General features: G+C 63.6%; 27 protein-coding genes. 11 read left to right on the plus strand and 16 right to left on the minus strand.

The genetic code is table 11. From position 1 onward, the window contains the following. Window positions 1–6: 6 nt before the first annotated feature. Window positions 7–1,422: a dihydrolipoyl dehydrogenase family protein gene (locus tag OE856_RS10095; protein WP_263715968.1), complete on the minus strand. Its 1,416-nt coding sequence runs from the start codon at window positions 1,420–1,422 to the stop codon at window positions 7–9. Beyond that, the gene (locus OE856_RS10100) at window positions 1,419–2,147 is read right to left on the minus strand and encodes a TVP38/TMEM64 family protein (protein WP_263715969.1); all 729 of its coding nucleotides are present in this window, start codon (window positions 2,145–2,147) and stop codon (window positions 1,419–1,421) included. Before OE856_RS10100 ends, OE856_RS10095 begins: the two co-directional genes overlap by 4 nt. Before the next feature lie 289 nt (window positions 2,148–2,436). Here OE856_RS10100 and rpmH point away from each other — a divergent pair, with 289 nt between their 5' ends. From rpmH to yidD, 3 genes are read left to right on the plus strand one after another with little or no spacing between them, the layout of a single operon-like run. Beyond that, complete coding sequence (rpmH, locus tag OE856_RS10105) at window positions 2,437–2,571, plus strand: 50S ribosomal protein L34 (RefSeq protein WP_005980833.1); 135 nt, start codon at window positions 2,437–2,439, stop codon at window positions 2,569–2,571. A 29-nt stretch (window positions 2,572–2,600) separates the two neighbouring features. Continuing rightward, the gene (gene rnpA / locus OE856_RS10110; protein WP_263715975.1) at window positions 2,601–3,020 is read left to right on the plus strand and encodes a ribonuclease P protein component; all 420 of its coding nucleotides are present in this window, start codon (window positions 2,601–2,603) and stop codon (window positions 3,018–3,020) included. Beyond that, a complete protein-coding gene (gene yidD, locus OE856_RS10115; RefSeq protein WP_263715976.1) occupies window positions 3,017–3,253 on the plus strand; it encodes a membrane protein insertion efficiency factor YidD in 237 nt (78 codons plus the stop codon). Before rnpA ends, yidD begins: the two co-directional genes overlap by 4 nt. A gap of 3 nt (window positions 3,254–3,256) precedes the next feature. Here yidD and OE856_RS10120 read toward each other — a convergent pair whose 3' ends face one another. Further along, window positions 3,257–3,742: a flavodoxin family protein gene (locus OE856_RS10120; protein WP_263715977.1), complete on the minus strand. Its 486-nt coding sequence runs from the start codon at window positions 3,740–3,742 to the stop codon at window positions 3,257–3,259. 93 nt (window positions 3,743–3,835) lie between these two features. Between OE856_RS10120 and ttcA the strand changes: the two genes are divergently transcribed. The 7 genes from ttcA to OE856_RS10155 all read left to right on the plus strand — a co-directional run bounded on the left by ttcA (window position 3,836) and on the right by OE856_RS10155 (window position 10,946). Next, a complete protein-coding gene (gene ttcA / locus OE856_RS10125) occupies window positions 3,836–4,705 on the plus strand; it encodes a tRNA 2-thiocytidine(32) synthetase TtcA (protein ID WP_263715978.1) in 870 nt (289 codons plus the stop codon). A 106-nt stretch (window positions 4,706–4,811) separates the two neighbouring features. Next, window positions 4,812–6,296, plus strand: a complete 1,485-nt coding sequence (locus OE856_RS10130; protein ID WP_263715979.1) for a putative bifunctional diguanylate cyclase/phosphodiesterase — start codon at window positions 4,812–4,814, stop codon at window positions 6,294–6,296. A gap of 94 nt (window positions 6,297–6,390) precedes the next feature. Beyond that, on the plus strand, window positions 6,391–8,193 hold the full coding sequence (yidC, locus tag OE856_RS10135) for a membrane protein insertase YidC (protein ID WP_263715980.1): 1,803 nt from the start codon (window positions 6,391–6,393) through the stop codon (window positions 8,191–8,193). A gap of 40 nt (window positions 8,194–8,233) precedes the next feature. Beyond that, window positions 8,234–8,884, plus strand: coding sequence for a ribosome biogenesis GTP-binding protein YihA/YsxC (yihA, locus tag OE856_RS10140; protein ID WP_263715981.1), 651 nt, complete (start codon window positions 8,234–8,236; stop codon window positions 8,882–8,884). Between the two features lie 36 nt (window positions 8,885–8,920). Beyond that, window positions 8,921–9,790 (plus strand): acetylglutamate kinase, encoded by an 870-nt coding sequence (gene argB, locus OE856_RS10145; RefSeq protein WP_263715982.1) that lies wholly within the window; start codon window positions 8,921–8,923, stop codon window positions 9,788–9,790. A 47-nt stretch (window positions 9,791–9,837) separates the two neighbouring features. Continuing rightward, window positions 9,838–10,437 carry a ferredoxin gene (locus OE856_RS10150; RefSeq protein WP_263715983.1) on the plus strand — a complete coding sequence of 200 codons (600 nt, stop codon included), beginning with the start codon at window positions 9,838–9,840 and terminating at the stop codon, window positions 10,435–10,437. Continuing rightward, complete coding sequence (locus OE856_RS10155) at window positions 10,434–10,946, plus strand: SixA phosphatase family protein (protein ID WP_263715984.1); 513 nt, start codon at window positions 10,434–10,436, stop codon at window positions 10,944–10,946. Before OE856_RS10150 ends, OE856_RS10155 begins: the two co-directional genes overlap by 4 nt. On the opposite strand, the gene OE856_RS10160 is transcribed toward OE856_RS10155, so the two are convergent. From OE856_RS10160 to OE856_RS10195, 8 genes are all read right to left on the minus strand, one after another. Then, window positions 10,943–11,956, minus strand: coding sequence for an amino acid ABC transporter substrate-binding protein (locus OE856_RS10160; protein ID WP_263715986.1), 1,014 nt, complete (start codon window positions 11,954–11,956; stop codon window positions 10,943–10,945). The two genes, OE856_RS10155 and OE856_RS10160, sit on opposite strands and share 4 nt — an antisense overlap. 184 nt (window positions 11,957–12,140) lie before the next feature. Beyond that, window positions 12,141–12,851: an ATP12 family chaperone protein gene (locus OE856_RS10165; RefSeq protein ID WP_263715987.1), complete on the minus strand. Its 711-nt coding sequence runs from the start codon at window positions 12,849–12,851 to the stop codon at window positions 12,141–12,143. Beyond that, window positions 12,848–13,510 carry an HAD-IA family hydrolase gene (locus OE856_RS10170; RefSeq protein WP_263715988.1) on the minus strand — a complete coding sequence of 221 codons (663 nt, stop codon included), beginning with the start codon at window positions 13,508–13,510 and terminating at the stop codon, window positions 12,848–12,850. Before OE856_RS10170 ends, OE856_RS10165 begins: the two co-directional genes overlap by 4 nt. Next, window positions 13,507–14,550, minus strand: a complete 1,044-nt coding sequence (locus OE856_RS10175; RefSeq protein WP_263715989.1) for an RluA family pseudouridine synthase — start codon at window positions 14,548–14,550, stop codon at window positions 13,507–13,509. The genes OE856_RS10170 and OE856_RS10175 overlap by 4 nt, the downstream gene beginning before the upstream one ends. Continuing rightward, the gene (gene crcB, locus OE856_RS10180) at window positions 14,547–14,924 is read right to left on the minus strand and encodes a fluoride efflux transporter CrcB (RefSeq protein ID WP_263715990.1); all 378 of its coding nucleotides are present in this window, start codon (window positions 14,922–14,924) and stop codon (window positions 14,547–14,549) included. Before crcB ends, OE856_RS10175 begins: the two co-directional genes overlap by 4 nt. 31 nt (window positions 14,925–14,955) lie before the next feature. Then, on the minus strand, window positions 14,956–16,272 hold the full coding sequence (locus OE856_RS10185; RefSeq protein ID WP_263715991.1) for a replication-associated recombination protein A: 1,317 nt from the start codon (window positions 16,270–16,272) through the stop codon (window positions 14,956–14,958). A gap of 189 nt (window positions 16,273–16,461) precedes the next feature. Further along, window positions 16,462–17,052, minus strand: a complete 591-nt coding sequence (locus OE856_RS10190; RefSeq protein ID WP_263715992.1) for an acyl-homoserine-lactone synthase — start codon at window positions 17,050–17,052, stop codon at window positions 16,462–16,464. 61 nt (window positions 17,053–17,113) lie between these two features. After that, a complete protein-coding gene (locus OE856_RS10195; protein ID WP_263715993.1) occupies window positions 17,114–17,725 on the minus strand; it encodes a helix-turn-helix transcriptional regulator in 612 nt (203 codons plus the stop codon). Window positions 17,726–17,809: 84 nt separating this feature from the next. On the opposite strand from OE856_RS10195, the gene OE856_RS10200 reads away from it, so the two are divergent. Next, entirely contained in the window at window positions 17,810–17,989 is a 180-nt protein-coding gene (locus OE856_RS10200) for a hypothetical protein (RefSeq protein ID WP_263715994.1), read from the plus strand. A 75-nt stretch (window positions 17,990–18,064) separates the two neighbouring features. On the opposite strand, the gene rplQ is transcribed toward OE856_RS10200, so the two are convergent. The 5 genes from rplQ to secY form a co-directional block, all read right to left on the minus strand. After that, the gene (rplQ, locus tag OE856_RS10205; protein ID WP_263715995.1) at window positions 18,065–18,490 is read right to left on the minus strand and encodes a 50S ribosomal protein L17; all 426 of its coding nucleotides are present in this window, start codon (window positions 18,488–18,490) and stop codon (window positions 18,065–18,067) included. Between the two features lie 115 nt (window positions 18,491–18,605). Beyond that, window positions 18,606–19,622, minus strand: coding sequence for a DNA-directed RNA polymerase subunit alpha (locus OE856_RS10210; RefSeq protein ID WP_263715996.1), 1,017 nt, complete (start codon window positions 19,620–19,622; stop codon window positions 18,606–18,608). Window positions 19,623–19,736: 114 nt separating this feature from the next. Further along, window positions 19,737–20,126 carry a 30S ribosomal protein S11 gene (rpsK, locus tag OE856_RS10215; protein WP_263715997.1) on the minus strand — a complete coding sequence of 130 codons (390 nt, stop codon included), beginning with the start codon at window positions 20,124–20,126 and terminating at the stop codon, window positions 19,737–19,739. A 15-nt stretch (window positions 20,127–20,141) separates the two neighbouring features. Continuing rightward, window positions 20,142–20,510: a 30S ribosomal protein S13 gene (rpsM, locus tag OE856_RS10220; protein ID WP_263715998.1), complete on the minus strand. Its 369-nt coding sequence runs from the start codon at window positions 20,508–20,510 to the stop codon at window positions 20,142–20,144. A 309-nt stretch (window positions 20,511–20,819) separates the two neighbouring features. Continuing rightward, window positions 20,820–22,187 carry a preprotein translocase subunit SecY gene (gene secY, locus OE856_RS10225; RefSeq protein WP_263715999.1) on the minus strand — a complete coding sequence of 456 codons (1,368 nt, stop codon included), beginning with the start codon at window positions 22,185–22,187 and terminating at the stop codon, window positions 20,820–20,822. Window positions 22,188–22,232 lie beyond the last annotated feature (45 nt).

Consider the following 22,232-nt stretch of genomic DNA (forward strand, 5'->3'; position numbering starts at 1 on the left):
GGGTCGTCAGGGCAGAACCGCCTGCACCGCGCGCACAACCCGCTTTAGCATAGGATTATCAAATAGTTTCGGAGAGAAATAGGCACCCGCTGCGCGCTTGTTAACCTCTGCGATCGTCGGATAGGGCGCGACCATGGCGGCGATGGCCCCCATTTTCATGCGATTTGCCACGGCCAAGGCCCAGACGCCGATCAACTCACCCGCCCCCGCACCGGCGATCGACACGCCGACGGGGCGGCCCTTGACCACCATCACCTTGATCAGCCCGTCGGTCTTGCCGCCCGCGATCGCGCGGTCGTTGCCCGCGAAATCGAACCGCGCGACGGTCAGCGCATCGCCATGGGCGGCGCGGGCCTCGGCCTCGGTCAGGCCGATCTGCGCCAGTTCGGGGTCGGTATAGGTGACGCGCGGAATGTGATCGGCGCGCGCCTTGGCGGGCAGGCCCAGCAGGATGGGCCGGATCACCAGCCCGGCGTGATAGCCCGCCACATGGGTGAACTGCATTCCGCCCGCCACATCACCGATGGCATAGATGCGCCGGTTGGCGGTGCGCAACCCGGCATCGACCTCGACGCCCGCGCGGGTGGTTTTCACACCTGCCGCCGCAAGGTTCAGCCGGTCGATATTGGGTTTGCGCCCGACCGCGACCAGCATATGGGTGCCGCCAATGCGCTGCCCGTCCGAGGTTTCGACACTAATCGCCCCGGCCTGACCGGTGATCTGCGCGGCCTGCGCGCCCTCGATGATCTGCACGCCCTCGGCCCGCAGACGGGTCAGCACGATTTCGGCCATTTCCGGGTCATCGCGGTTCAGCGCCCGGTCGCCCTCGATCACCGTGACCTTGCAGCCCAGCCGCACATGGGCCTGGGCCATTTCCATGCCGATGGGGCCGCCACCGATGATGATCAGGTGATCGGGCCTCTCGCGCAGATCGAACAGGGTTTCATTGGTCAGATAGGGCACATCCGCCAAGCCGGGAATCGGCGGCACGAAAGGCGATGACCCGGTTGCGATGACGAACCGCCGCGCCTCGATCACATGATCACCGGCCTGCAATTGGGTTTCCGAGATGAACGCCCCGAATTCACGGATGACCTGCACGCCCAGGCCCTCGAACCTTTCCTGGCTGTCATGCGGTTCTATCGTGGCGATCACCTGCGCGACATGATCCTTGGCGGCGGCATAGTCGATCTGCGGTTCGGCCCCGGTCACGCCAAAAGCGTCGCCCCGCATCGCCTGCGCCCGCGCTCCGGCGGCGATCAGCGCCTTGGAGGGCACACAGCCATAGTTCAGGCAATCGCCGCCCATCTTGTGGCCCTCGACCAGCACCACGCGCGCGCCCATCTGCACCGCGCCCGCCGCCAGCGACAACCCGCCGGAACCGGCGCCGATCACGCAAAGGTCGGTTTCGATCCGGTTCATGATTTGCCTCCGCGAATGGCCTTGATGACGATGGGCAGCGCCGCCAGCGCGCAAAGGCCCAGGATCGGCCCCAGAATATGGGGTTCAAATATGATGCCCAGGTTCGGGGTTTCGCCGCGAGCGAAAACCTCGCCCAGCCCTGCGCCGACCCAAGTGTAGACCACGCCGCCCGGAATGATGCCCAGGAACGTGGTGACGATGAACCGCAGCGGCGACACGCCGACCAGCGCCGGCAGGATGTTGGCGACAAAGAACGGCACCGCCGGCACAAGGCGGATCAGGAACAGCATCGACAGCTCGTTCTCGCGGATGGCCTCGCGAATCTGGTGAATGCGGCCCTGGCTGGCATCCATCCTGGCGACCAGCCGTTCGCCCAAGCCCCAGCGCACCGCCAGAAAAATCAGCGTCGCGCCGATGGTCGCGGCGGTGATGTTGAACAAAGCGCCCGGAAAGACGCCGAACAGGAAACCGCCCGTCAGCGTGGCGATGGTGGCTCCGGGCAGCGAAAAAGCCACGATCACCACATAGATCGCCACAAAGCCCAGCACCGCCAGCAGGTAATGCTGATCGCGCAGCGCGATCAGGGCCTCGCGATTCTCGGCCAGGGCGTCGAACGACAGATGCTCGCGCAGGGTAAACGCCCCCACCAGCGCAACAGCGGCGATGATGATCAGGGGCAGTCGCCGGGCCAGGGCTGATTTTGGGGCGGTTCGCTCGGGTGTCATCGGGCATCCTGTTCTTGGTTGCCTTCAACATGCTGTGCAGCGATGAAATGCGACAGCCCCCTCACGCGCGGTTGATGTGTGGTGAAGCATTTCGGCCCGAAACAGGGGGTATTGCGGGGGGTTCGTAACATTTGCCCCGGCGAAAGACGCCCATTCGCCGAAAATGTTGCAGAAAACCGGGGGGAGGCGAATTGACAGCCGCCCACCAACCCCCTAAAGGACGGGCTTCGAACACCAACGGCCTTCGAATCCATTCCGGGTTTGGGCCTGACTTGACGGAGCCTACGCGATGAAACGCACCTATCAACCGAGCAACCTTGTTCGCAAGCGCCGCCACGGCTTCCGCGCGCGCATGGCCACCAAGGCCGGCCGCAAGATCCTGAACGCACGTCGCGCACGGGGCCGGAAGTCGCTCAGCGCATAATCCTTGCCGCAAGGCAAAAGGACAAAGACATGACACCGCCGGAGGCAAATGTGGCCAACCCGAACCCGGGCGCCGCTGAAACGCCCCCGGCGGTTTCGTCATGTCTGCAGGTTCTCACCCAACGATCCGATTTTCTAAACGCCGCCCGCGCCCGCCGTCAGGCGGTGAAGGGGTTCGTGTTGCAGGCCCGCAAACGGGCCGAGGGTGAGGCTGGGACCGGCATCCGCGTCGGGTTCACCTGTTCCAAGAAAGTCGGCAATGCCGTGGCCCGCAACCGGGCCAAGCGCCGCCTGCGGGCGCTGGCGCGCGAGGTTCTGGTGCATGAGGGCAAGCCCGGTTGGGATTATGTGCTGATCGGTCGCGCCGGGGCGACGGCGGAACGGTCTTATATGGATCTGCAAAGCGATCTGCGCTTTGCCCTGAAAAAGATCCACGGAGCCGGCCAATGACCCCGCTTGCCCATATCGCCGCCCTGCCCGTTCGGGCCTATCGCCTGATATTTTCGCCCTGGGTCGGCCATGGCTGCCGATATCAGCCCACGTGCAGCGCCTATGCGCTGGAGGCGCTGGAAAAACACGGCGCGATCAAGGGCAGCTGGCTGGCCCTGCGCCGCATCGGCCGCTGTCACCCCTTGGGCAGTTCCGGCTATGACCCGGTGCCCGACCGCAAGCCGCGCGACTGATCCTTAGAAAATTCCCATCGCCACGCCCGCCCCGATCGCCTGGCCCAGCGCCCGGCAGTCATCCAGCGTATCATCGGGGATGGCTTTGGGCGCCAGGATAGCCTCGGGCGTTTGGGCATGGGTGCAGACGATCATCGCCGGCTGCACTTCGCGCAGGCGCCAGCCGGTGGCGATGCGCGCCAGTTGCCGCGCCGCGCCCTGCCCGTCGGTGCCGGCACAGATCATCTGGGCATAGGGGCGCCCCTCGATCCGACCCAGAACCGGGTAAAAGCAACGGTCAAAGAATTCCTTCATCGCGCCCGACAGCGTGGCCAGGTTCTCGGGGGCGACAAATATATAGCCATCGGCGCGCAGCAGGTCGTCGGGCGTGGCCTGATCGGCGGCCAGCAAAACGGTTTCCACCTCACCCCGCGCGCCCTCGGCCGCGGCCTGCGCCATCTGTGCGCTGCCCCCGGTGCGCGAATGGTAAACGATCAGCAACTGCGCCATCCCGGCCCTCCTGCCGCGACGCTAGCGGGTTTTCCGGCGCGCGCCAACGCCCATGCCCTTGCCCGACTCGGGCAAGCCCAGTACACGCGCGCCATGTTAGATGATCTTGACGATATCCATCCGCTGTTCCACGGCGCGCCCTCGACCACCGAGTTCAAAAAGCTGCGCAAGCGCATCGTGCGCTATACCCGCGAGGCGATCGAACAATACGGCATGATCGAGCGCGGCGCGCGCTGGCTGGTCTGCCTGTCGGGCGGAAAGGACAGCTATACCCTGCTGGCCGCCTTGTATGAGCTGAAATGGCGCGGGCTGCTGCCGGTCGATCTCTTGGCCTGCAACCTCGATCAGGGGCAGCCGGGGTTTCCGGCGACGGTTCTGCCCGAGTTCCTTGAAAAGATGGGCGTGCCGCACCGGATCGAATATCAGGACACCTATTCGCTGGTGATGGACAAAGTGCCCCAGGGCCGCACCTTCTGCGCGCTGTGCTCGCGCCTGCGCCGCGGCAATCTTTATCGCATCGCGCGCGAAGAGGGCTGTTCGGCGGTGGTTCTGGGCCATCACCGCGATGACATTCTTGAAACCTTTTTCATGAACCTCTTCCACGGCGGGCGTCTGGCCACGATGCCGCCCAAGCTGGTCAACGAAGAGGGTGATCTCTTTGTCTATCGCCCCCTTGCCCATGTGGCCGAGGAAGACTGCGAGAAATTCGCCCGCGCGATGAACTATCCGATCATCCCCTGCGACCTGTGCGGCAGCCAGGACGGGCTGCAACGCCAGCAGGTGAAACAGATCCTGGACCAGTGGGAAAAGAACAGCCCCGGCCGCCGCCAGGTGATGTTCAGGTCGCTGATGAACATTCGACCCAGCCATATGCTTGACCCAAAACTGTTTGACTTTCAGGGGCTTGAGCGTAGTTCGGTCGAATTTGAGGAAAATCCGCAAGACATTCCCCTGCTGCGTTAACCGGCCCGTTTACCCCTTGCCATAGGCTTGCCCCGCTGGCCCATCGGGCCCAACCGGGAGAGGTGAAATGCGCATGGCGGTTCGGTGGCGGGATGCAAGGGCGTTGATGGCTCATCTGATGGCGCGGCCTCAGGCGCTGGCCTTTGTGCCCGCGGCCTCGTTGGCGGCCTATTGGATGGGGGGCGAGGCGGCGCTGATCCTGACGACGCTGGCGTTGCCGCTGCTGTTGTCGCTGTCCGGCCCCGCGGCGCCCCGCGCGGCCGAGGCGGGCACCGGCCTGACCGACCGCGCCACGCTGACCGCCGCGCTTGACGCCTGGCTGCTGGATCAGCACGGCACCGACAAACACCCCGCCGCGATGGCGATCGCCCCTGACGGCCTGGGCGAATTGCGCGCCCGGCTGGGGAACCGCGCCGTCGGCACCGCCTCGGACCGCGTGGTCGATCGTATCCGTGCCACGCTGCGCGGCGACGATCTGGTCGCCCGCGATGCGCGGGGCCATTTCGTGATCGCGCTGGCCCCGATGCGGCGCGCCGACCTGGAAACGCTGTTGCAGATCTCGGGCCGTATTCTGGATGCGCTGCGCGAACCGGTCAGCATTGATGGCACCACGATCTACCTGTCGGGCGTCGTCGGATTCTGCCCTGCCGAGCGCAGCCCCGATGCCGGGGGGACGGCGCTGATCTCGGCCGCCGAAACCGCCATGGCCGAGGCCCGATCCCATGGCGCGGGCGCGATCCGATCGTTTTCCGCAGAGATGCAGCGCAGCATCATCCGCCGCCACGATCTGCGCGGAGAACTGGACCGCGCCCTGGCCGAAAGGCAGATCAAACCGTGGTTTCAGCCCCAGCTTTGTACCGATACCGGCCGTGTCTCGGGTTTTGAGGCCCTGGCCAGATGGGTGCATCCGAAAAAGGGTATCATCCCGCCGGCCGAGTTTCTGACTGCGCTGATCGAGACCGGCCTGTCGGCCCGACTGACCGACAGCATGCTGACGCAATCGCTGACCGCGATCCGGTCGTGGGACCGGGCCGGGTTGAACGTGCCCTGCGTGGGTGTGAACTTTTCGGGCGACGAGTTGCGCAACCCCGACCTGGTCGAAAAAATCCGGTGGGAACTTGATCGGTTCTCGCTTTCGCCCGACCGGCTGACGGTCGAGATCCTGGAAACCGTTGCGGCCGATGCCGATGACGACATGATCGTGCGCAACATCGCCGCGCTGGCCGATCTGGGCTGTGGCATCGATATCGATGACTTTGGCACCGGCAACGCCTCGATCGCCTCGATCCGGCGGTTCGCGGTGCGCCGGCTAAAGATCGACCGGTCTTTTGTCACCCGCGTCGACCGCGACCCCGACCAGCAGAACATGGTCTCGGCCATCCTGACCATGGCCGAACGCCTGGGTCTGGACACGCTGGCCGAGGGCGTGGAAACGCCCGGCGAACACGCCGTTCTGGCACAGCTGGGCTGTGGCCATGTCCAGGGCTATGGCATCGCCCGGCCAATGCCGTTCGAGGAAACCATCGCCTGGATGAACCGGCACCACGAAAAACTGGACCACGCCGCCCATCTGGGGCAACAGCGAGGATAGAAGTTTTACAGGAAAAACAGGGAAAATCGCTTGACCTTCCGGGCGGGCTTCTGTTGAACCACCATCACCTTCAAAAGGACGGATGGCGGCCCTCATGGACGATCAGAACAAGAACCTAATCCTGGCTTCGGTGCTCAGCTTTGTGGTGATCCTCGTATGGTTCATCTTCTTCCCGCCGGAAGAGCAGGCCCCGGCGCCGATCGAAAACGCTGCCGTCAGCACCGATGGTGTTGCGGCGCTGCCGCCGGCCCTGGCCGCCGCGCCCAGCGCCGTCACCACCCAGGCCCCCGCCCCCGTGGCGGCCGCGGCCCCGCGCCTGATGATCGACACGACCCGGCTTAAGGGTTCGATCTCGCTGGCGGGCGGCCGGATCGACCAGCTGGTTCTGAAGGATTACCGCGAAACGCTGGAGCCGGATTCGGCCAATATCGGCCTGCTGTCCCCCGTGGGCACCGAACATCCCTATTACGCGCTTTACGGCTGGGCGCCGGGCGGCACGCTGGACATCGCCGATGTACCCGGCCCGCTGACGGAATGGGTGGTCGAAGGCAACGACAAGCTGACCGAAGCCACCCCTGTTACGCTGAGCTGGGATAACGGCAAGGGCCTGATCTTCCGCCGCACGATCTCGGTTGATGACGGCTATATGTTCACCATGGCGCAGTCGGTTGAAAACACTGGTGAGACGCCCGTGCGCATGGCGCCCTATGGCCTGATCGCCCGCCACGGCGAGCCCGACAGCAAGAAATTCTTTATCCTGCACGAGGGCGTCGTGCGTCAGAATGACAACACGCTGGAAGAGATTTCCTATAAGGACATGGCCGATCTGGACTATGTCGAACGTGAAGGCGCGCGCGCCGAAGTGGCCGACATCACCGAGAATGGCTGGATCGGCTTTACCGACAAGTATTGGATGACCACGCTGGTCACCAAGCCGGGGCAGCCCTTTACCTCGGTCGCGAAATACGTGGCCTCGGCCGAGATCTACCAGGTCGAAGCCCGGATGCCCGTCATGGACGTGGCCCCCGGCGCGACCGCCTCGGTCGAGACGCTGCTGTTTGCCGGCGCCAAGGAATGGGAAGAGATCAACGGTTACGAAGAAGACCTGGGCATCGTCAATTTCGTCGATTCGATCGACTGGGGCATGTTCTTCTTCCTCACCAAACCGATCTTCAAGGTTCTGCATTTCCTCAATGGCGTGATCGGCAACATGGGTTGGGCGATCATCGCGCTGACCATCTTCATTAAGGCGATCCTGTTCCCGCTGGCCTACAAATCCTACGTCTCGATGGCCAAGATGAAGGAACTGCAGCCCGAGATGGAGAAGATCAAAGAGCGCACCGGCGACGACCGCATGAAAATGCAGCAAGAGATGATGGCACTCTACAAGAAGGAAAAGGTGAACCCCGCTTCGGGCTGTCTGCCGATCCTGCTGCAGATCCCGATCTTCTTCTCGCTCTACAAGGTGATCTTTGTCACGATCGAACTGTATCAGGCGCCCTGGCTGGGCTGGATCCGCGACCTGTCGACCCCCGATCCGTCGTCGATCCTGAACCTGTTCGGCCTGCTGCCCTTTACCCCGCCGGCGCCGGAATCGATGCTTGCGTTCATCTCGCTGGGCATCCTGCCGATCCTGCTGGGTCTGTCGATGTGGTTGCAGCAAAAGCTGAACCCGACACCGACCGACCCCGTGCAAAAGATGATCTTTGCCTGGATGCCTTGGGTGTTCATGTTCATGCTGGGCAATTTCGCCTCGGGCCTGGTGCTGTACTGGATCACCAACAACACCATCACCTTCATCCAGCAGTACACGATCATGCGCAGCCACGGGCACAAGCCAGACCTGCTGGGCAACATGACCGCCGGGCTGCGCAAGCGTAAGGCGGAAAAGAAATGATCCTGTTGCTGGCAGGATCGACGAACGGGGGGGGGCTGTGATGCAGCTCCCCTTTCCTGTTGCGTCCGAACCTGATGAGTTCACCGCCGAAAAAGGCCGCAAGCTGTTCGCGGGTGAGACCGATTTCCTGAAAGGCGTGGTCGCGATGGACGGCCTGCCCGCCCCCGACCGGCTAGAGGTGTGTTTCGCCGGCCGCTCGAACGTGGGCAAATCCAGCCTGATCAACGCGCTGACCGGCCGCAAGGGGCTGGCGCGCGCGTCGAACACGCCGGGCCGCACGCAGGAAATCAACTTTTTCACCACGCTGGGCGGCCCCTACCTGGTCGACCTGCCCGGCTATGGCTATGCCGAAGCGCCGGTCAAGATCGTCGAAAAGTGGCAGCGCCTGCTCAAGGCCTATCTGTCGGGGCGTCAGACGCTGCGCCGGGCCTTTGTGCTGATCGACGCGCGCCACGGCATCAAAAAGGTCGATGACGAGATCCTGACCCTGCTGGATCAATCGGCCGTGACCTTTCAGGTGGTGCTGACCAAGGCCGACAAGGTCAAGGCCAACGACCGCGAAAAGGTGCTGGAACAGGTGCGCGGCGCCCTGTCGAAACACCCCGCCGCCTATCCCGAACTGGTGGTGACCAGCTCGGAAAAAGGCGATGGCATCGCGACCCTGCGCGCGATCATTGCCACGCTTGAATAATCCCCTATCCTTGCTGCAAACCGCCGAGGACAAATCATGAAAAAGCAGACCGCCATGAACCGCGACTGGATCGCCACCGCCCGCACCCTTTCCCAGGCCCTGCCCTATTTGCAGCGCTATGATCAGGCCACCGTCGTCATCAAGTTCGGCGGCCATGCGATGGGCGATGACGAGTCGATGGATACCTTTGCCCGCGACATCGTTCTGATGCAGCAGGTCGGCGTGAACCCGGTGATCGTCCATGGCGGCGGCCCGATGATCAACGAGATGCTCGACAAGCTTGAGATCAAGTCGGAATTCGTCAAGGGCAAGCGCGTCACCGACGAAGCTACCGTCAAAGTTGTTGAAATGGTGCTATCGGGGCTGGTGAACAAACGCATCGTTCAGGCCATCAATCGCCAGGGCGGCAAGGGCGTCGGCCTGTCGGGCAAAGATGCCAATCTGATGATCTGCGAGCAGACCAACCCCGATTTGGGCTTTGTCGGCACGCCGGTGGAAATGAACCCCGAGGTGATCCGCCAGCTGCACGCGGCCGAGATGATCCCGGTCGTGGCGCCCCTGGGCGCGGGCCGCAATGGCGAAACCTACAACGTCAACGGCGATACCGCCGCCGGGGCCGTGGCTGCTGCGCTCAAGGCCGACCGGCTGCTGCTCTTGACCGACGTGCCCGGCGTCAAGGATGCCAGCGGCGAGGTCGTGACCGAACTGACGCCCGAGCAGATCCGCGGCATGATCGACGACGGCACGGTTGCCGGCGGCATGATCCCGAAAACCGAGACCGCGCTTGAGGCGATCGAGGGCGGCGTGCGCGCCGTGGTCATTCTGGACGGCCGTGCGCCCAATGCCTGTTTGCTGGAACTTTTCACCGAACACGGGGCGGGCTCGCTGATCCGCACACCGCGCTGAACAGCCTTGCCGCGATCGACACCCGGCTGGCCCGTGACGGGCTGGCCGTGTTCGGCGCGTTTCATCCCGATGCCGACGACAATGCCCCCGAAGGCTGTGCCACGCTGATCTTGATCGGCCCGCGAGAGCCGGGGTTCTGGCCGCGTTTCAGCGCCAGCCCCGAATATGCCGACGGCGCTGCCGACCCGCTGGATCGTTGGTCAAAGCGGATGATCGGGGCCGTCGCCGCCGAGACCGGCGGGCGCGCGATCTTTCCGTCAGACGGGCCGCCCTGGCCGCCCTTTATCGACTGGGCGAAACGCAGCGGCCGGGCCTGGGCCTCGCCGGTGACGTTGCTGGTGCATGACGTGGCCGGGCTGATGGTGTCGTATCGCGGCGCCCTGGCGCTGCGTCAGCGCCTTGAGCTGCCCCCGCCCCCGCCCTGCCCCTGTGACAGCTGCCCAGACCAGCCCTGCCGCGACGCCTGCCCGGTGGACGCGCTGGCCGACGGGTACGACGTGGCCGCCTGTCACGGATGGCTTGGCGGCCCCGGGGGGGAGGACTGCATGAATTCGGGCTGCGCCGTCCGCCGGGCCTGTCCGATCAGCGCAAGCTATGGCAGGATGACCGAACAATCTGCGTTTCATATGAAAGCCTTTTATCCATGAGTTTGCGCCTGATCCTTGTTCGCCATGCCAAGTCCAGCTGGGACGATCTGATGGTGGACGATCATGATCGGGTGCTGAACCGCCGGGGCCGGGCGACGGCGCCGCTGATGGCGCGGTTTCTGGCCACCCATGGGCACCGGCCCGCGCTGGTGGTCAGCTCGACCGCACGGCGCACTCTGGAAACCTGGGACAGGATGGCGCCCATTTTCGGCGGCACAGATATGCCGCCCCTGCACCCCGAGCCAAAGCTGTATCACGCCAGCGCCGACACGATGCTGGCGGTTCTGCATCGCTGCCCGCCCTCGACGGTGATGATGCTGGGTCATAACCCGGGGATCGGAGATTTCGCATCGGACCTGCTGGCCGAACAACCGCGCCACCCAAGCTTTCACGCCTATCCGACCTGCGCGACGCTGGTCGCGGATTTTCCGGCACGCCGATGGTCAGAGGTGCGGTTCGGCACCGGCCGGGTTGTCGATTTCGCGATCCCGGCCGATATGACCGATTAACGGAAGGGCGGCGAGTAAATCAGCCCGCCATGCGTCCATAGCGCGTTCAGCCCGCGCGACAGGCGGATCGGGGTGGCCTCGCCGATGTTGCGCTCAAAGATCTCGCCGTAATTGCCGCCGGCCATGATCGCCATCTTGGCCCAGTCGGGCGTCAGGCCCAGCGTTTCACCCATCGCGCCCTCGGCGCCCAACAGGCGGCGCACCTCGGGGTTGTCGGAATTGGCGGCCAGTTCCTCGACATTGGCAGAGTTCACGCCCAGCTCTTCGGCGGTGATCAGGGCGTTGAGCGTCCAGCGCACCAGATCGGCCCATTGTTCGTCGCCATGGCGCACCACGGGGCCAAGGGGCTCTTTCGAGATCACCTCGGGCAGCAGGATATGCGCGTCGGGGTCGACAAAGGTGGCGCGCGTCGCGGCCAGGCCGGACGCATCGGTCGAATAGACATCGCAGTCACCCGCGACATATTTCTGATGGGCGTCAGCCGCGCTTTCGACCAGTACGGGTTGGTAGGTGATGTTGTTGACGCGGAAGAAATCGGCCATGTTCAGCTCGCTGGTCGAGCCGGTTTGCACGCAGATCTTGCGGCCCTCCAGTTCCTTGGCCGAGGTCACGCCGGCGGACTTACGCACCATAAAGCCCTGACCGTCGTAATAGCTGATGCCGGCGAAATCCAGCTCGCGGCTGACATCGTTGACGAAGGTCCAGGTGGTTTTGCGCGCCAGCAGGTCGATCTCGCCCGACAAGAGCGCCTCGAACCGGGTCTTGGCCGAAACCTCGACATAGCTGACCGCCGCCGGATCGCCCAGCGCGGCCGCCGCCACGGCGCGGCAGAAATCGACGTCAAAGCCGCGCCACACCCCGTTGGTATCGGTCGCGGCGAAACCGACCAGCGTCGGATCGACGCCACATTTCACCGTTCCGCTCGCTTTCACACGATCCAACGTCCCGGCGCTGGCGCCCAAGGCCATAAAGGCCGCGGCCAGCACACCCAGAGACAGGGATTTAATCATTGCGATGTTACCTCTTCCCGATCTTTGTGTTTTTCGGCTCTGCCCTGCCTGCGGGACTGGCCCAATCGTTCACTCGGTCAATCATCCCCCTATATAGGGGTAAGTTTGGGCGGATAAAGCGAAACCCGTCAAGGTAAAGCGGCACACCGAGATGTGATCCTGCGTCGCGGGGGCCAATTGGCCCCTAGGCGCGGCACAGGGTGAGGAAACGGTGGGCGTGCAGGAAATCGCGGCGTTTGGCCTCGGCCATCTCGGCGGCTTCTTCGTCGATGCCCCATTGTTCCTCTTGCCAGGTCTCGTCAACGCGCGAGGCGCGCCAGATCTCTTCGGGGCTGGCCCAACCCTCGCTGGCGGCAAAACCCAGCACCAAAGACCCGCTGAGCGACACCAGGTCATGCAGGGCGGTCAGCTCGAACGGGGTAAAGGCGCGCACCTCGCCCGTCAGGCGGGCGATGCTGTCGGCGGGCTGGGCACAGTGGACAACGCCGCGATGCACCTCAAGCGGCGCGCCCAGATCGCGCGCGGCCCGGTCAAGATAGGGGTCCCAGGTCTCGGCCTGGCGGGCGATCAGCCCCTCGGGCGTTTCGGCGCGATAGCACAGCAGATCGGAATCGCCATAGGCGGCGATCAGCCCGGCCACTTCGGCATGTTGCGGCGTCACCTTGTCGATGGCGGCGTTGGCCGAGCGTGTGCAGGGCATCTTGGCGGGGTCGATCTCGGCCTCGACGGCGGCCCATTCGGCGGCGATGGCCTCGGCCAGCGGGCGGGTCGGCAGGATCAGCGTGGCCTTGGCCGGGGTCTTCAGCACCCGCCCGTCCAGCACCACGCCGAACCCGTTGTCATCCTCGGTAACGGTGGCCTCTTTCCAGAACCGTTTCTTCGCCCATCCGCTCATGTGTTTCTCCATAGTTCGTCCAGCGTCGGCAGCAGGTCGTCAAAGCGATCCAGCACCCGTGCAGCGGCGGCCAGTGCAGGGCGCGGGTGATAGCCCCAGCTAACCCCGATGCCGGTCACGCCCGCGGCGCGCGCCATGTCCATATCAAAGCTGGTATCCCCTATCACGACCGCATCGCCGGGTTCCACGCCTGTTTCGGCCAGCGCGGTCAACACCATCGACGGATGCGGTTTCGAGGGGTGATGATCGGCCACCTGTTGGGTGACGAAATACCGGCCCAGGTCATGCGCCTCGATCACGTGATCCAGCCCCTTGCGCGATTTGCCCGTCGCCAGACCCAGCAGCACCTCGTCACGCGCCCTTAGCGCATCCAGCGCCGCACGGGCACCGGGATAAAGCGGCGAGGGCAGATCGGCCGCACGCAGGTCGTGAAAGGCCTGTTTGTAGGTGGCAACCATGGTCGCGCGGGTGGGATCGTCAAGCTGGGGCGCCAGCCGGGCCATGGCCTCGGGCAGAGACAGGCCGACAATGCCCAGCATGTCGTGCGGCGCAGGCAGGCCCTGTTCGGCAAAGGCCGCCGCCATGGCGCCCTTGATATGGGCCTGGCTGTCGACCAGCGTGCCATCGACGTCAAAGATCACCAGTTTCAGGCGGGTCATTCGATCTCGTCAAAGGGGTCGGCGGGCACATCGGCCTCGCGCCAATCCAGCGTTTCCCAGGTGCGTTCCATATGCGGCGGCAGGGGTGCGGTGATTTCCAGCCGGTTGCCCGTCACAGGATGCGTCAGAGAGATCATCCGGGCATGCAGGTGCAGCTTGCGGCTGATCTCTCCGCCCAGCTGGGCACCCCAGCCGTCGCCCAGGTTTTCCTGGCCCGAGCCGCCATATTTGCCGTCGCCGATGATCGGGTGGCCCATCTCGGCCATATGGGCGCGCAGCTGGTGCGTGCGGCCCGTCACCGGCACCAGCGCGACCCAGCTGACCCGGCCGCCCAGGCCCGACAGCACCGCGTAATCGGTGACTGCGCGTTTCGCGTCGGGGGTCTTGTCGACGTCGCGCGGATGGATGCACAGCATCTTTTCCGCCTCGCCCTTGGCACCGTGACCGGGCGCCTTGACCAGACCATAGCGCACCGTGCCCATGGCGGGCTTGGGCTGGCCCGCGACGGCGGCCCAGTAAATCTTGCGGGTATCACGCGCCCGGAACGCGCCGGTCAGTGCGGCGGCAACCGAGCGTGTGCGCGCCAGCAGCAGCACGCCCGAGGTGTCCTTGTCCAGCCGGTGCACGAGGCGCGGCTTGTCGTCGAGCCCGAATTTCAGCGCCTCGGCCAGGCCATCGACATGGCGGGTTTGCCCCGTGCCGCCCTGGGTGGGCAGGCCGGGCGGCTTGTTCAGCGCGATGATGTGATCGTCGCGATACAGCACACAGGCCTGGATCATCTTGGCGTCGGCGTCCGAGACCTTGGGCTTGGGCTGCGATGTCACCTCGCCCGGATCGGGCAGCGGCGGCACGCGCACCATCTGGCCGGTCTCGACCCGGCTGGCCGGTTTCACCCGGCCGCCATCGACGCGGATTTCGCCCTTGCGGCACATCTTTTCGATGCGGCCCTGGCTGACATGGGGAAAGCGGCGGCGGAACCAGCGGTCCAGCCGCTGATCGCCCTCGTCGCTGGTCACCTCGACGGTCTGAACCCCGGTCATGCGAATACCCCGCGCATCATCATCATCGCCAGCACGATCGCCGCCAAAGACAGCACCACCGAGGCCAGCACGTAAACGCCAGCGACCATCACCTGCCCGCGTTCGAACAGGGTGATCGCATCCAGCGAAAAGGCCGAAAAGGTGGTGAACCCACCCAACAGCCCGGTCATCAACAGCGGCGCATAGCGGTTGCCGAATTTCACGGCCAGCAGCACCACCAGCACCCCCATTAGGAAAGAGCCCACCACGTTCACCGTCAGCGTGCCCCAGGGGAATCCATGCCCCATCAGGCGGGTGGCCCCCAGACCTGTCAGGTAACGGGCGCAGGCGCCGATCGCGCCGCCCAGTGCCACTTGTGCCAGAACTGTCATCATGGGGTCTCTCTCGGGCCGGGCGCGGCGGATGTCAACCGCCCTGCCGTTTTGCGCGCAGTTTGGCAAAGTAATCGACGCGCTTTTTCAGCTCGCGCTCATAGCCGCGTTCGACGGGGGTGTAATAGACGCCGTGTTTCATGCCGTCGGGGAAATAGTGCTGCCCCGAGAAGCCATCCTCGGCGTCGTGGTCATAGGCATAGCCGTCGCCATAGCCCTGGTCCTTCATCAGCGACGTCGGCGCGTTGAGGATGTGTTTGGGCGGCGGCTCGCTGCCGGTTTTGCGGGCGGCGGCGCGGGCCTGTTTATAGGCCACGTAGGCCGCGTTCGATTTGGGGGCCAGCGCCAGGTAGATCACCGCCTGCGCCAGCGCCAGCTCGCCCTCGGGGCTGCCAAGACGTTCGTATGTGGCCCAGGCATCCAGGCAGTGACGCTGGGCGGCGGGGTCGGCCAGGCCGATATCCTCGACCGCCATGCGGGTGACGCGACGCGCCAGATAGCGCGGGTCTTCGCCGCCTTCCAGCATCCGGGTGAACCAGTAGAGCGCCGCGTCGGGATCAGACCCGCGCACCGATTTGTGCAGGGCAGAGATCAGGTTGTAATGCTCGTCGCCCGATTTGTCGTATTTCGCCGCGCGCTTCATCAGGCGGGTGGCCAACTGGTCGGGCGCCAAGGGCTTGTCGGTCTTCCACGCCGCGACTTGTTCGATCAGGTTCAGCAGGGCGCGACCATCGCCATCTGCCATTTCCAACAGCTGTTCGCGCGCCGGGCCATTCAGGGGCAGCGCGCGGCCCAGTTCCTTTTCGGCGCGTTGCGCCAGCAGTTCCAGATCGGTCAGGTCCAGCCGTTTCAGCACCAGAACCTGCGACCGGCTAAGCAACGCGGCGTTCAACTCGAAACTGGGGTTCTCGGTCGTGGCGCCAACCAGCAGGATGGTGCCATCCTCCATATGGGGCAGGAACCCGTCCTGCTGCGCCTTGTTAAAGCGGTGGATCTCGTCCACGAACAACAGCGTCCCCTGCCCGTTCGCGCGGCGGATCTTGGCCGCCTCGAACACTTTGCGCAGCTCGGGCACGCCTGTGAAAATCGCGCTGATCTGCACGAAATGCAGATCGGTCTCATCGGCCAACAGGCGCGCAATCGTGGTCTTGCCCACGCCCGGCGGCCCCCAGAAGATCAGCGAGCCCAGACTGTTCGAGGCCAGCATCACCCCCAGCGGCGCGTCGGGGCCAAGCACCTGCTCCTGCCCGATCACCTGAGCCAGCTTGCGCGGGCGCAGCCGGTCGGCCAGGGGGCGCGGCGCCTCTTTGCCCGGTTGGGCGGCGGGGATTTGATCGAACAGATCTGCCATGGCCCTACCCTAGCGCGCCCCGGTCACAGCCGAAAGCGCTAGCGTTGCCCAGAGGGCCAGGGGAATCAGCGGCGGGTAGCATGGTTGGCTCCGATAGGTCAGGTATCGGATATGCGCCTGCCCCCGTTGGGTTTCAACAGGTTTGCGCCCCCCGCCACAAGGACGGAGGGCCGCATTTTATATCTGCGCTTAGTGCAGGTTCGACGCAAAGTTCATCGACACAACCTGGTTGTTGATGCCGTCGATCTCCATCACCGGACCCATGGCCGTCATGTCGACGCCCACGCGCTTGGACCACAGCGGCCAGTTGGCGTTCAGCAGGGTCACACAGCTGCTGGCGCCCAGCGAACGCGCGGCCTTGGTCAGTTCAAGCACCAGCTTGAAGTAGATCGGCCGGCGCTGTGCCAGAGGCACCCGCTGCGACACAAACAGGCGCGAGCTTTCCCAGACCATGTCCGACACCGGTGCCTCATCATAAAGCAGGTTGGCCGGGATGGTGTTGAGCAGCCCCTTTTGCGCATCGCGGATCATGTAGGTGTAGATCCCGCATTTGGCCGTGGTGGGGGTCAGACGGTTGCCGGCCAGAACCTGGCCGAACTCGTCATGCACGACGACCCAACGGCTGGCCGGGGTGTCGTACTGGTCGTATTCCATTCCCAGGGCCTCGGGCAGATCCCATTTGTTCTGCTCGATGAACAGCTCGCGACGTGCGCGAAGCATGTTCGCGAACAACTCGCCATGGTTGTGGATGTTTTCGAAAGAGAGGGTAGTGGTAAGCATGAGAGCCTCCTGCAAAGTTAAGTTGGGGTGGTAGTAACCTTGCGGAGGGCGAGTTTGCTTTTCAGAGCAGCCTGTAGTCTTTCGCTCGTTGAATCGCTTCGGCAGTTGTGCGTGCCATCAGGCGTTGTCGCGCAGAGTTCAGCCGCGCTTTCAGTGCACTTTCCGAGATTCCCAGCTTTGCAGCAGCAGCTGCGTGCCGGTCGCCATCCGCAATCAGTTTAAGCGCTTCGATCTGAGCTTGGGTAAGCTCTTGCGGTGGCTCGGTCATTTCATGAAGCCTGCGAACAATCGCTTCGGCTTGTTCCATTTCGGCGTCAGTGAATTCCCGATCTGCTCGTGCCAAGCTCGCAATAGTCCTGGAGCTGATAGGCCCACAGGAGATCGTCACGCCATACCTCAACCCGAATTTTGCGGCTTTTTTGAAGATGCCGAAGGGATCCGGGATAAACTTATTGCTCCACCGCGTTGCTCCGGTGGTTGCGAAGCCCCACGCGACAACGGGGTCGCGTAGAACATAACCGTGGTCGGTGTAGTAGCTCAGCCAGTCAGGGTCATAGGTCTGAAAGGTCATCAACGGAGACGTAAACCGGATGTGCAATCCGATGTTGTACCCTTGGGGGGCCAAGGGATCCAACTTCCGCAACTCGCGATCAAACACTGACTTTTCGAACATGTCTTTTTAGACAAGTTGCTTCAAACTCAGTCAACCTTAAATTGACGCATAGGAACACGAGTATATGAGAGTCGGGAGTAGCCCGTGAATACCATTCATCCAAACCTGTTTGCACAGTTGATGCGGCTACCTGCCGGGATTCGCGTTGATCTGCTTGAGTTCTTGGGCGCAACGCCGGTCGAGGATGCCCAGTTGCGGCAGATGTTGGCAGAGGCCATTAGCCGCACCCAACCCAGCAACCCTGAGTTGAATGTCGCCGCTTGATTCTTACCACTGCCAGAAACGAAAAACCCCGCCGAACCGGCGGGGTTTCGCTTTTCCGGGCTGGCCGGATAAGTCTTATTCTTCTTCGTAGGCGGCCAGTTCGGCCTCGACGCGGGCCTTGTCGGCGGCGCCTTTGGCGGCCGGGTCACGGTCGACGAATTCGATGATCGCCATCGGGGCCATGTCGCCATAACGGAAACCAGCCTTGAGGATACGGACATAGCCGCCCTGGCGTTCTTTGTAGCGGGGGCCTAGCACGTCGAACAGTTTGGCCACATAGGCATCCTGTTTCAGACGCGAGGCAGCCTGACGGCGGGCGTGCAGGTCGCCGCGCTTGCCCAGGGTGATCAGCTTTTCGATGATCGGGCGCAGTTCTTTCGCCTTGGGCAGGGTGGTCTTGATCTGTTCGTGTTCGATCAGCGAGCCAGCCATGTTGGCGAACAGGGCCTTGCGGTGTTCATGGGTGCGGTTCAGACGGCGATAGCCACGAGCATGACGCATTTTCTAATTCCTTCTTCAGGTTTTTGCTTTGTCTGGCGGCCGATGCGTGTCAGCCACTCTCCTTGGGGCGGGATTGCCCGGTTGATGCGGGGCCGCGAACGGCCCCGCGAATGGATCAGAACTGGTCTTCGAATTTCTTGGCCAGGTCTTCGATGTTCTCCGGCGGCCATTCCTCGACATCCATGCCAAGGTGCAGGCCCATGCCCGACAGAACCTCTTTGATCTCGTTCAGCGACTTGCGGCCGAAGTTCGGGGTGCGCAGCATCTCGGCTTCGGTTTTCTGGATCAGGTCGCCGATATAGACGATGTTGTCGTTCTTCAGGCAGTTTGCCGAACGGACCGACAGTTCCAGCTCGTCCACTTTCTTGAGCAGCAGCGGGTTGAACTCCAGGCCATCGTCTTCGTCCTGGCGGCCGGCGGCTTCGGGCTCGTCAAAGTTGACGAAGATCGACAGCTGGTCCTGCAGGATGCGGGCGGCAAAGGCGATCGCGTCCTCGGGGGTGATCGAACCATCGGTTTCGATCTTCAGGGTCAGCTTGTCATAGTCCAGCACCTGGCCTTCGCGGGTGGGCTGCACGTCATAGGCAACCTTTTTCACCGGCGAATAGATCGCGTCGATCGGCATCAGGCCGATCGGGGCATCCTCGGGCTTGTTCTTGTCAGCCGAGACATAGCCTTTGCCGGTATTCACGGTCAGTTCCATGAACAGGTCGGCGCCTTCGTCCAGGTGGCAGATCACGTGGTCCTTGTTCAGCACCTCGATGCCGGCGGTTTCCGAGATCTGGCCGGCGGTCACGGCACCGGGGCCTTTGGCGGCGATCGAAACGCGCTTGGGGCCTTCGACTTCCATGCGGATGGCGACGCCCTTGAGGTTCAGAACGATGTCGGTGACGTCTTCACGCACACCGGCGACGCTGGAAAACTCGTGCAGGACGTTGTCGATCTGAACGCTGGTGATGGCGGCGCCTTGCAGCGACGACAGCAGGATGCGGCGCAGGGCGTTGCCCAGGGTCAAACCATAGCCACGCTCCAGCGGTTCGGCGATCACGGTCGCCTGACGCGCGGGGTCGTTACCCGGTTTCACGTCCAGCTGGGTCGGCTTGATAAGTTCCTGCCAATTCTTGTGGATCATGCCTGTCTCCTCAATTCTTGTTCGCGCCCATGTCCAAAGTCGCGAACGCCCGAGGTGAAAAATGACGAAACCGGGCCGTGCGGAAACCGCGCGGCCCGGGCAGTAGAAACGAAATCAGACGCGGCGGCGTTTCGGCGGGCGGCAGCCGTTGTGCGCGATCGGGGTCACATCACGGATCGAGGTGATGTTGAAACCGACGGCAGCCAGCGCGCGCAGGGCCGACTCACGGCCCGAACCGGGGCCCTGAACTTCGACTTCGAGGGTTTTCACACCATGTTCCTGGGCTTTCTTGCCTGCGTCCTCTGCAGCCATCTGGGCGGCATAGGGGGTCGATTTACGCGAGCCTTTGAAGCCCATGGTGCCGGCCGACGACCACGAGATGGCGTTGCCTTGCACGTCCGAGATCAGGATCTTGGTGTTGTTGAACGAGCTGTTCACATGCGCCACGCCAGCGGCGATGTTTTTACGCTCTTTGCGTTTAATGCGGGTCTTATCGCGAGCCATTGTTCCTGCCTCCCCTTACTTCTTCTTGCCGGCGATCGGCTTCGCCGGGCCCTTGCGGGTGCGGGCGTTGGTGTGGGTGCGCTGGCCGCGCACGGGCAGGTTGCGACGGTGGCGCAGACCGCGGTAGCAGCCCAGGTCCATCAGGCGCTTGATGTTCATCTGAACTTCGCGGCGCAGGTCGCCTTCGACGGTGTAGTTGGCGTCGATATGTTCGCGGATCGCCAGAACTTCGGAATCCGACAGTTCATTGACGCGGCGGGTGGCTTCGATGCCAACGGCTTCGCAGATCTGCGAAGCGCTGTGGGCGCCGATACCGGTGATATAGGTCAGTGCGATGGGGACGCGTTTCCCCGTCGGGATGTTTACGCCAGCAATACGTGCCAAGACGGTCTTCCTCTGGTTGCGGTTCCGTAGCTCCAGAACCTTTTTTCACAACTGAAGCCCGAAAAGCGGCAAAGCCTTCGGGCAACGGCTAACTCGTCTTAGTGATTGGGCGGGTGCCCGGACAGACTCAAGACGATTCTCATACGAGAGGCCTGTCCGTAGGACCTTTTCAGCACAAGGTCAAGGGGTCGGCAGGGCTTTGTCAAGCACGGATTTGATTTCGGCGAAATACCCGCCGAAACGACACCGGCCGAGAGCGGGAAGCCCTGCTCTCGGCCGGTGATGTTGTTTGCGGCGACTGCGCGCCGATCAGCGGCGGACGGGCCGTTTCTTGGCCTTGCGCTTGGCGCCCTTGCCGCGCAGCTGCGATTTCTCGATCAGGCCCTCATACTGGTGCGCCAGCAGATGCGACTGAACCTGTTGGATCGTATCCATGGTCACCGACACGACGATCAGAACCGAGGTGCCGCCGAAATAGACTGGGATCGCCAGCTGCGTGCGCATGATCTCGGGCAAGAGGCAAACCAGCGCCAGATAGCCCGACCCGATCACCAGCACCCGCGTGACGACGTAATCGAGATACTCGGCGGTGCGCTTGCCCGGACGGATGCCAGGGATAAAGCCGTTCTGGTTTTTCAGGTTGTCGGCCACGTCATCCGATTTGAAGGCGACGTTGTAGGTATAGAAATAGGCAAAGAACACGATCATGCCCGCAAAGAACAGCAGGTAGAGCGGCTGTCCGGGCCCGAAATAGGCCAGCAGGGTGCTCATGATCGGGCCGCTTTGCGAGCCCTGCGAGAAGGTCGCGATCGTGGTCGGCAGCAGCAGCAGCGACGAGGCGAAGATCGCCGGGATAACGCCTGCGGGGTTGACCTTGATCGGCAGGTGCGACGAGCCACCGTCGTAGATCTTCATGCCGACCTGGCGGCGGGGATACTGGATATGGATCTTTCGCAAGGCCCTTTCCATGAACACCACGAACGCCAACAGCGCGATGATCATCACCACCACCAGCAGGATCACGGCGGGCGACACCGCGCCCGAACGGCCCTGCGACAGGAACTGCGCCATGGCGGCGGGGATCTGGGCGATGATGCCGACAAAGATGATCAGCGAGATGCCGTTGCCGACGCCGCGGGCGGTGATCTGCTCGCCCAGCCACATCAGGAACATCGTGCCGCCCACCAGGGTGATCACGGTCGAGGCGCGGAAGAACCAGCCCGGATCGGTGGCCAGGCTGCCGCCTTCGAGGCTGACCGCCATGCCATAGGCCTGGAACGTGGCCAGCAGCACGGTGCCATAGCGGGTATACTGGTTGATCTTCTTGCGGCCCGGCTCGCCCTCTTTCTTGAGAGCCTCCAGCGACGGCACCATGGCCGTCAGCAGCTGCACAATGATCGAGGCCGAAATGTAGGGCATGATCCCCAGGGCAAAGATGCCCATGCGGCCCAGGGCGCCACCGGTGAACATCGACAGGATGCCCCCCAGGCCCTGGCTGGCCTGCTCCATGAAATCACGCAGCGCGACGCCGTCGATGCCCGGAACCGGGATATAGGTGCCCAGCCGGTACACGATCAGAAGGCCGAGGGTGAAGAAAATCCGCTGACGCAGCTCGGTCGCCTTACCGAAGGCGCCCCAGCTCATGTTTGCGGCCATTTGCTCTGCTGCAGATGCCATGATGCCCTGTCTCTTGAACATGAGCGCCGCCAAACCGTTTCCCGG

The sequence above is a fragment of the Actibacterium sp. XHP0104 genome, from assembly GCF_025751515.1.
Classification (GTDB): Bacteria; Pseudomonadota; Alphaproteobacteria; order Rhodobacterales; family Rhodobacteraceae; genus Actibacterium_D.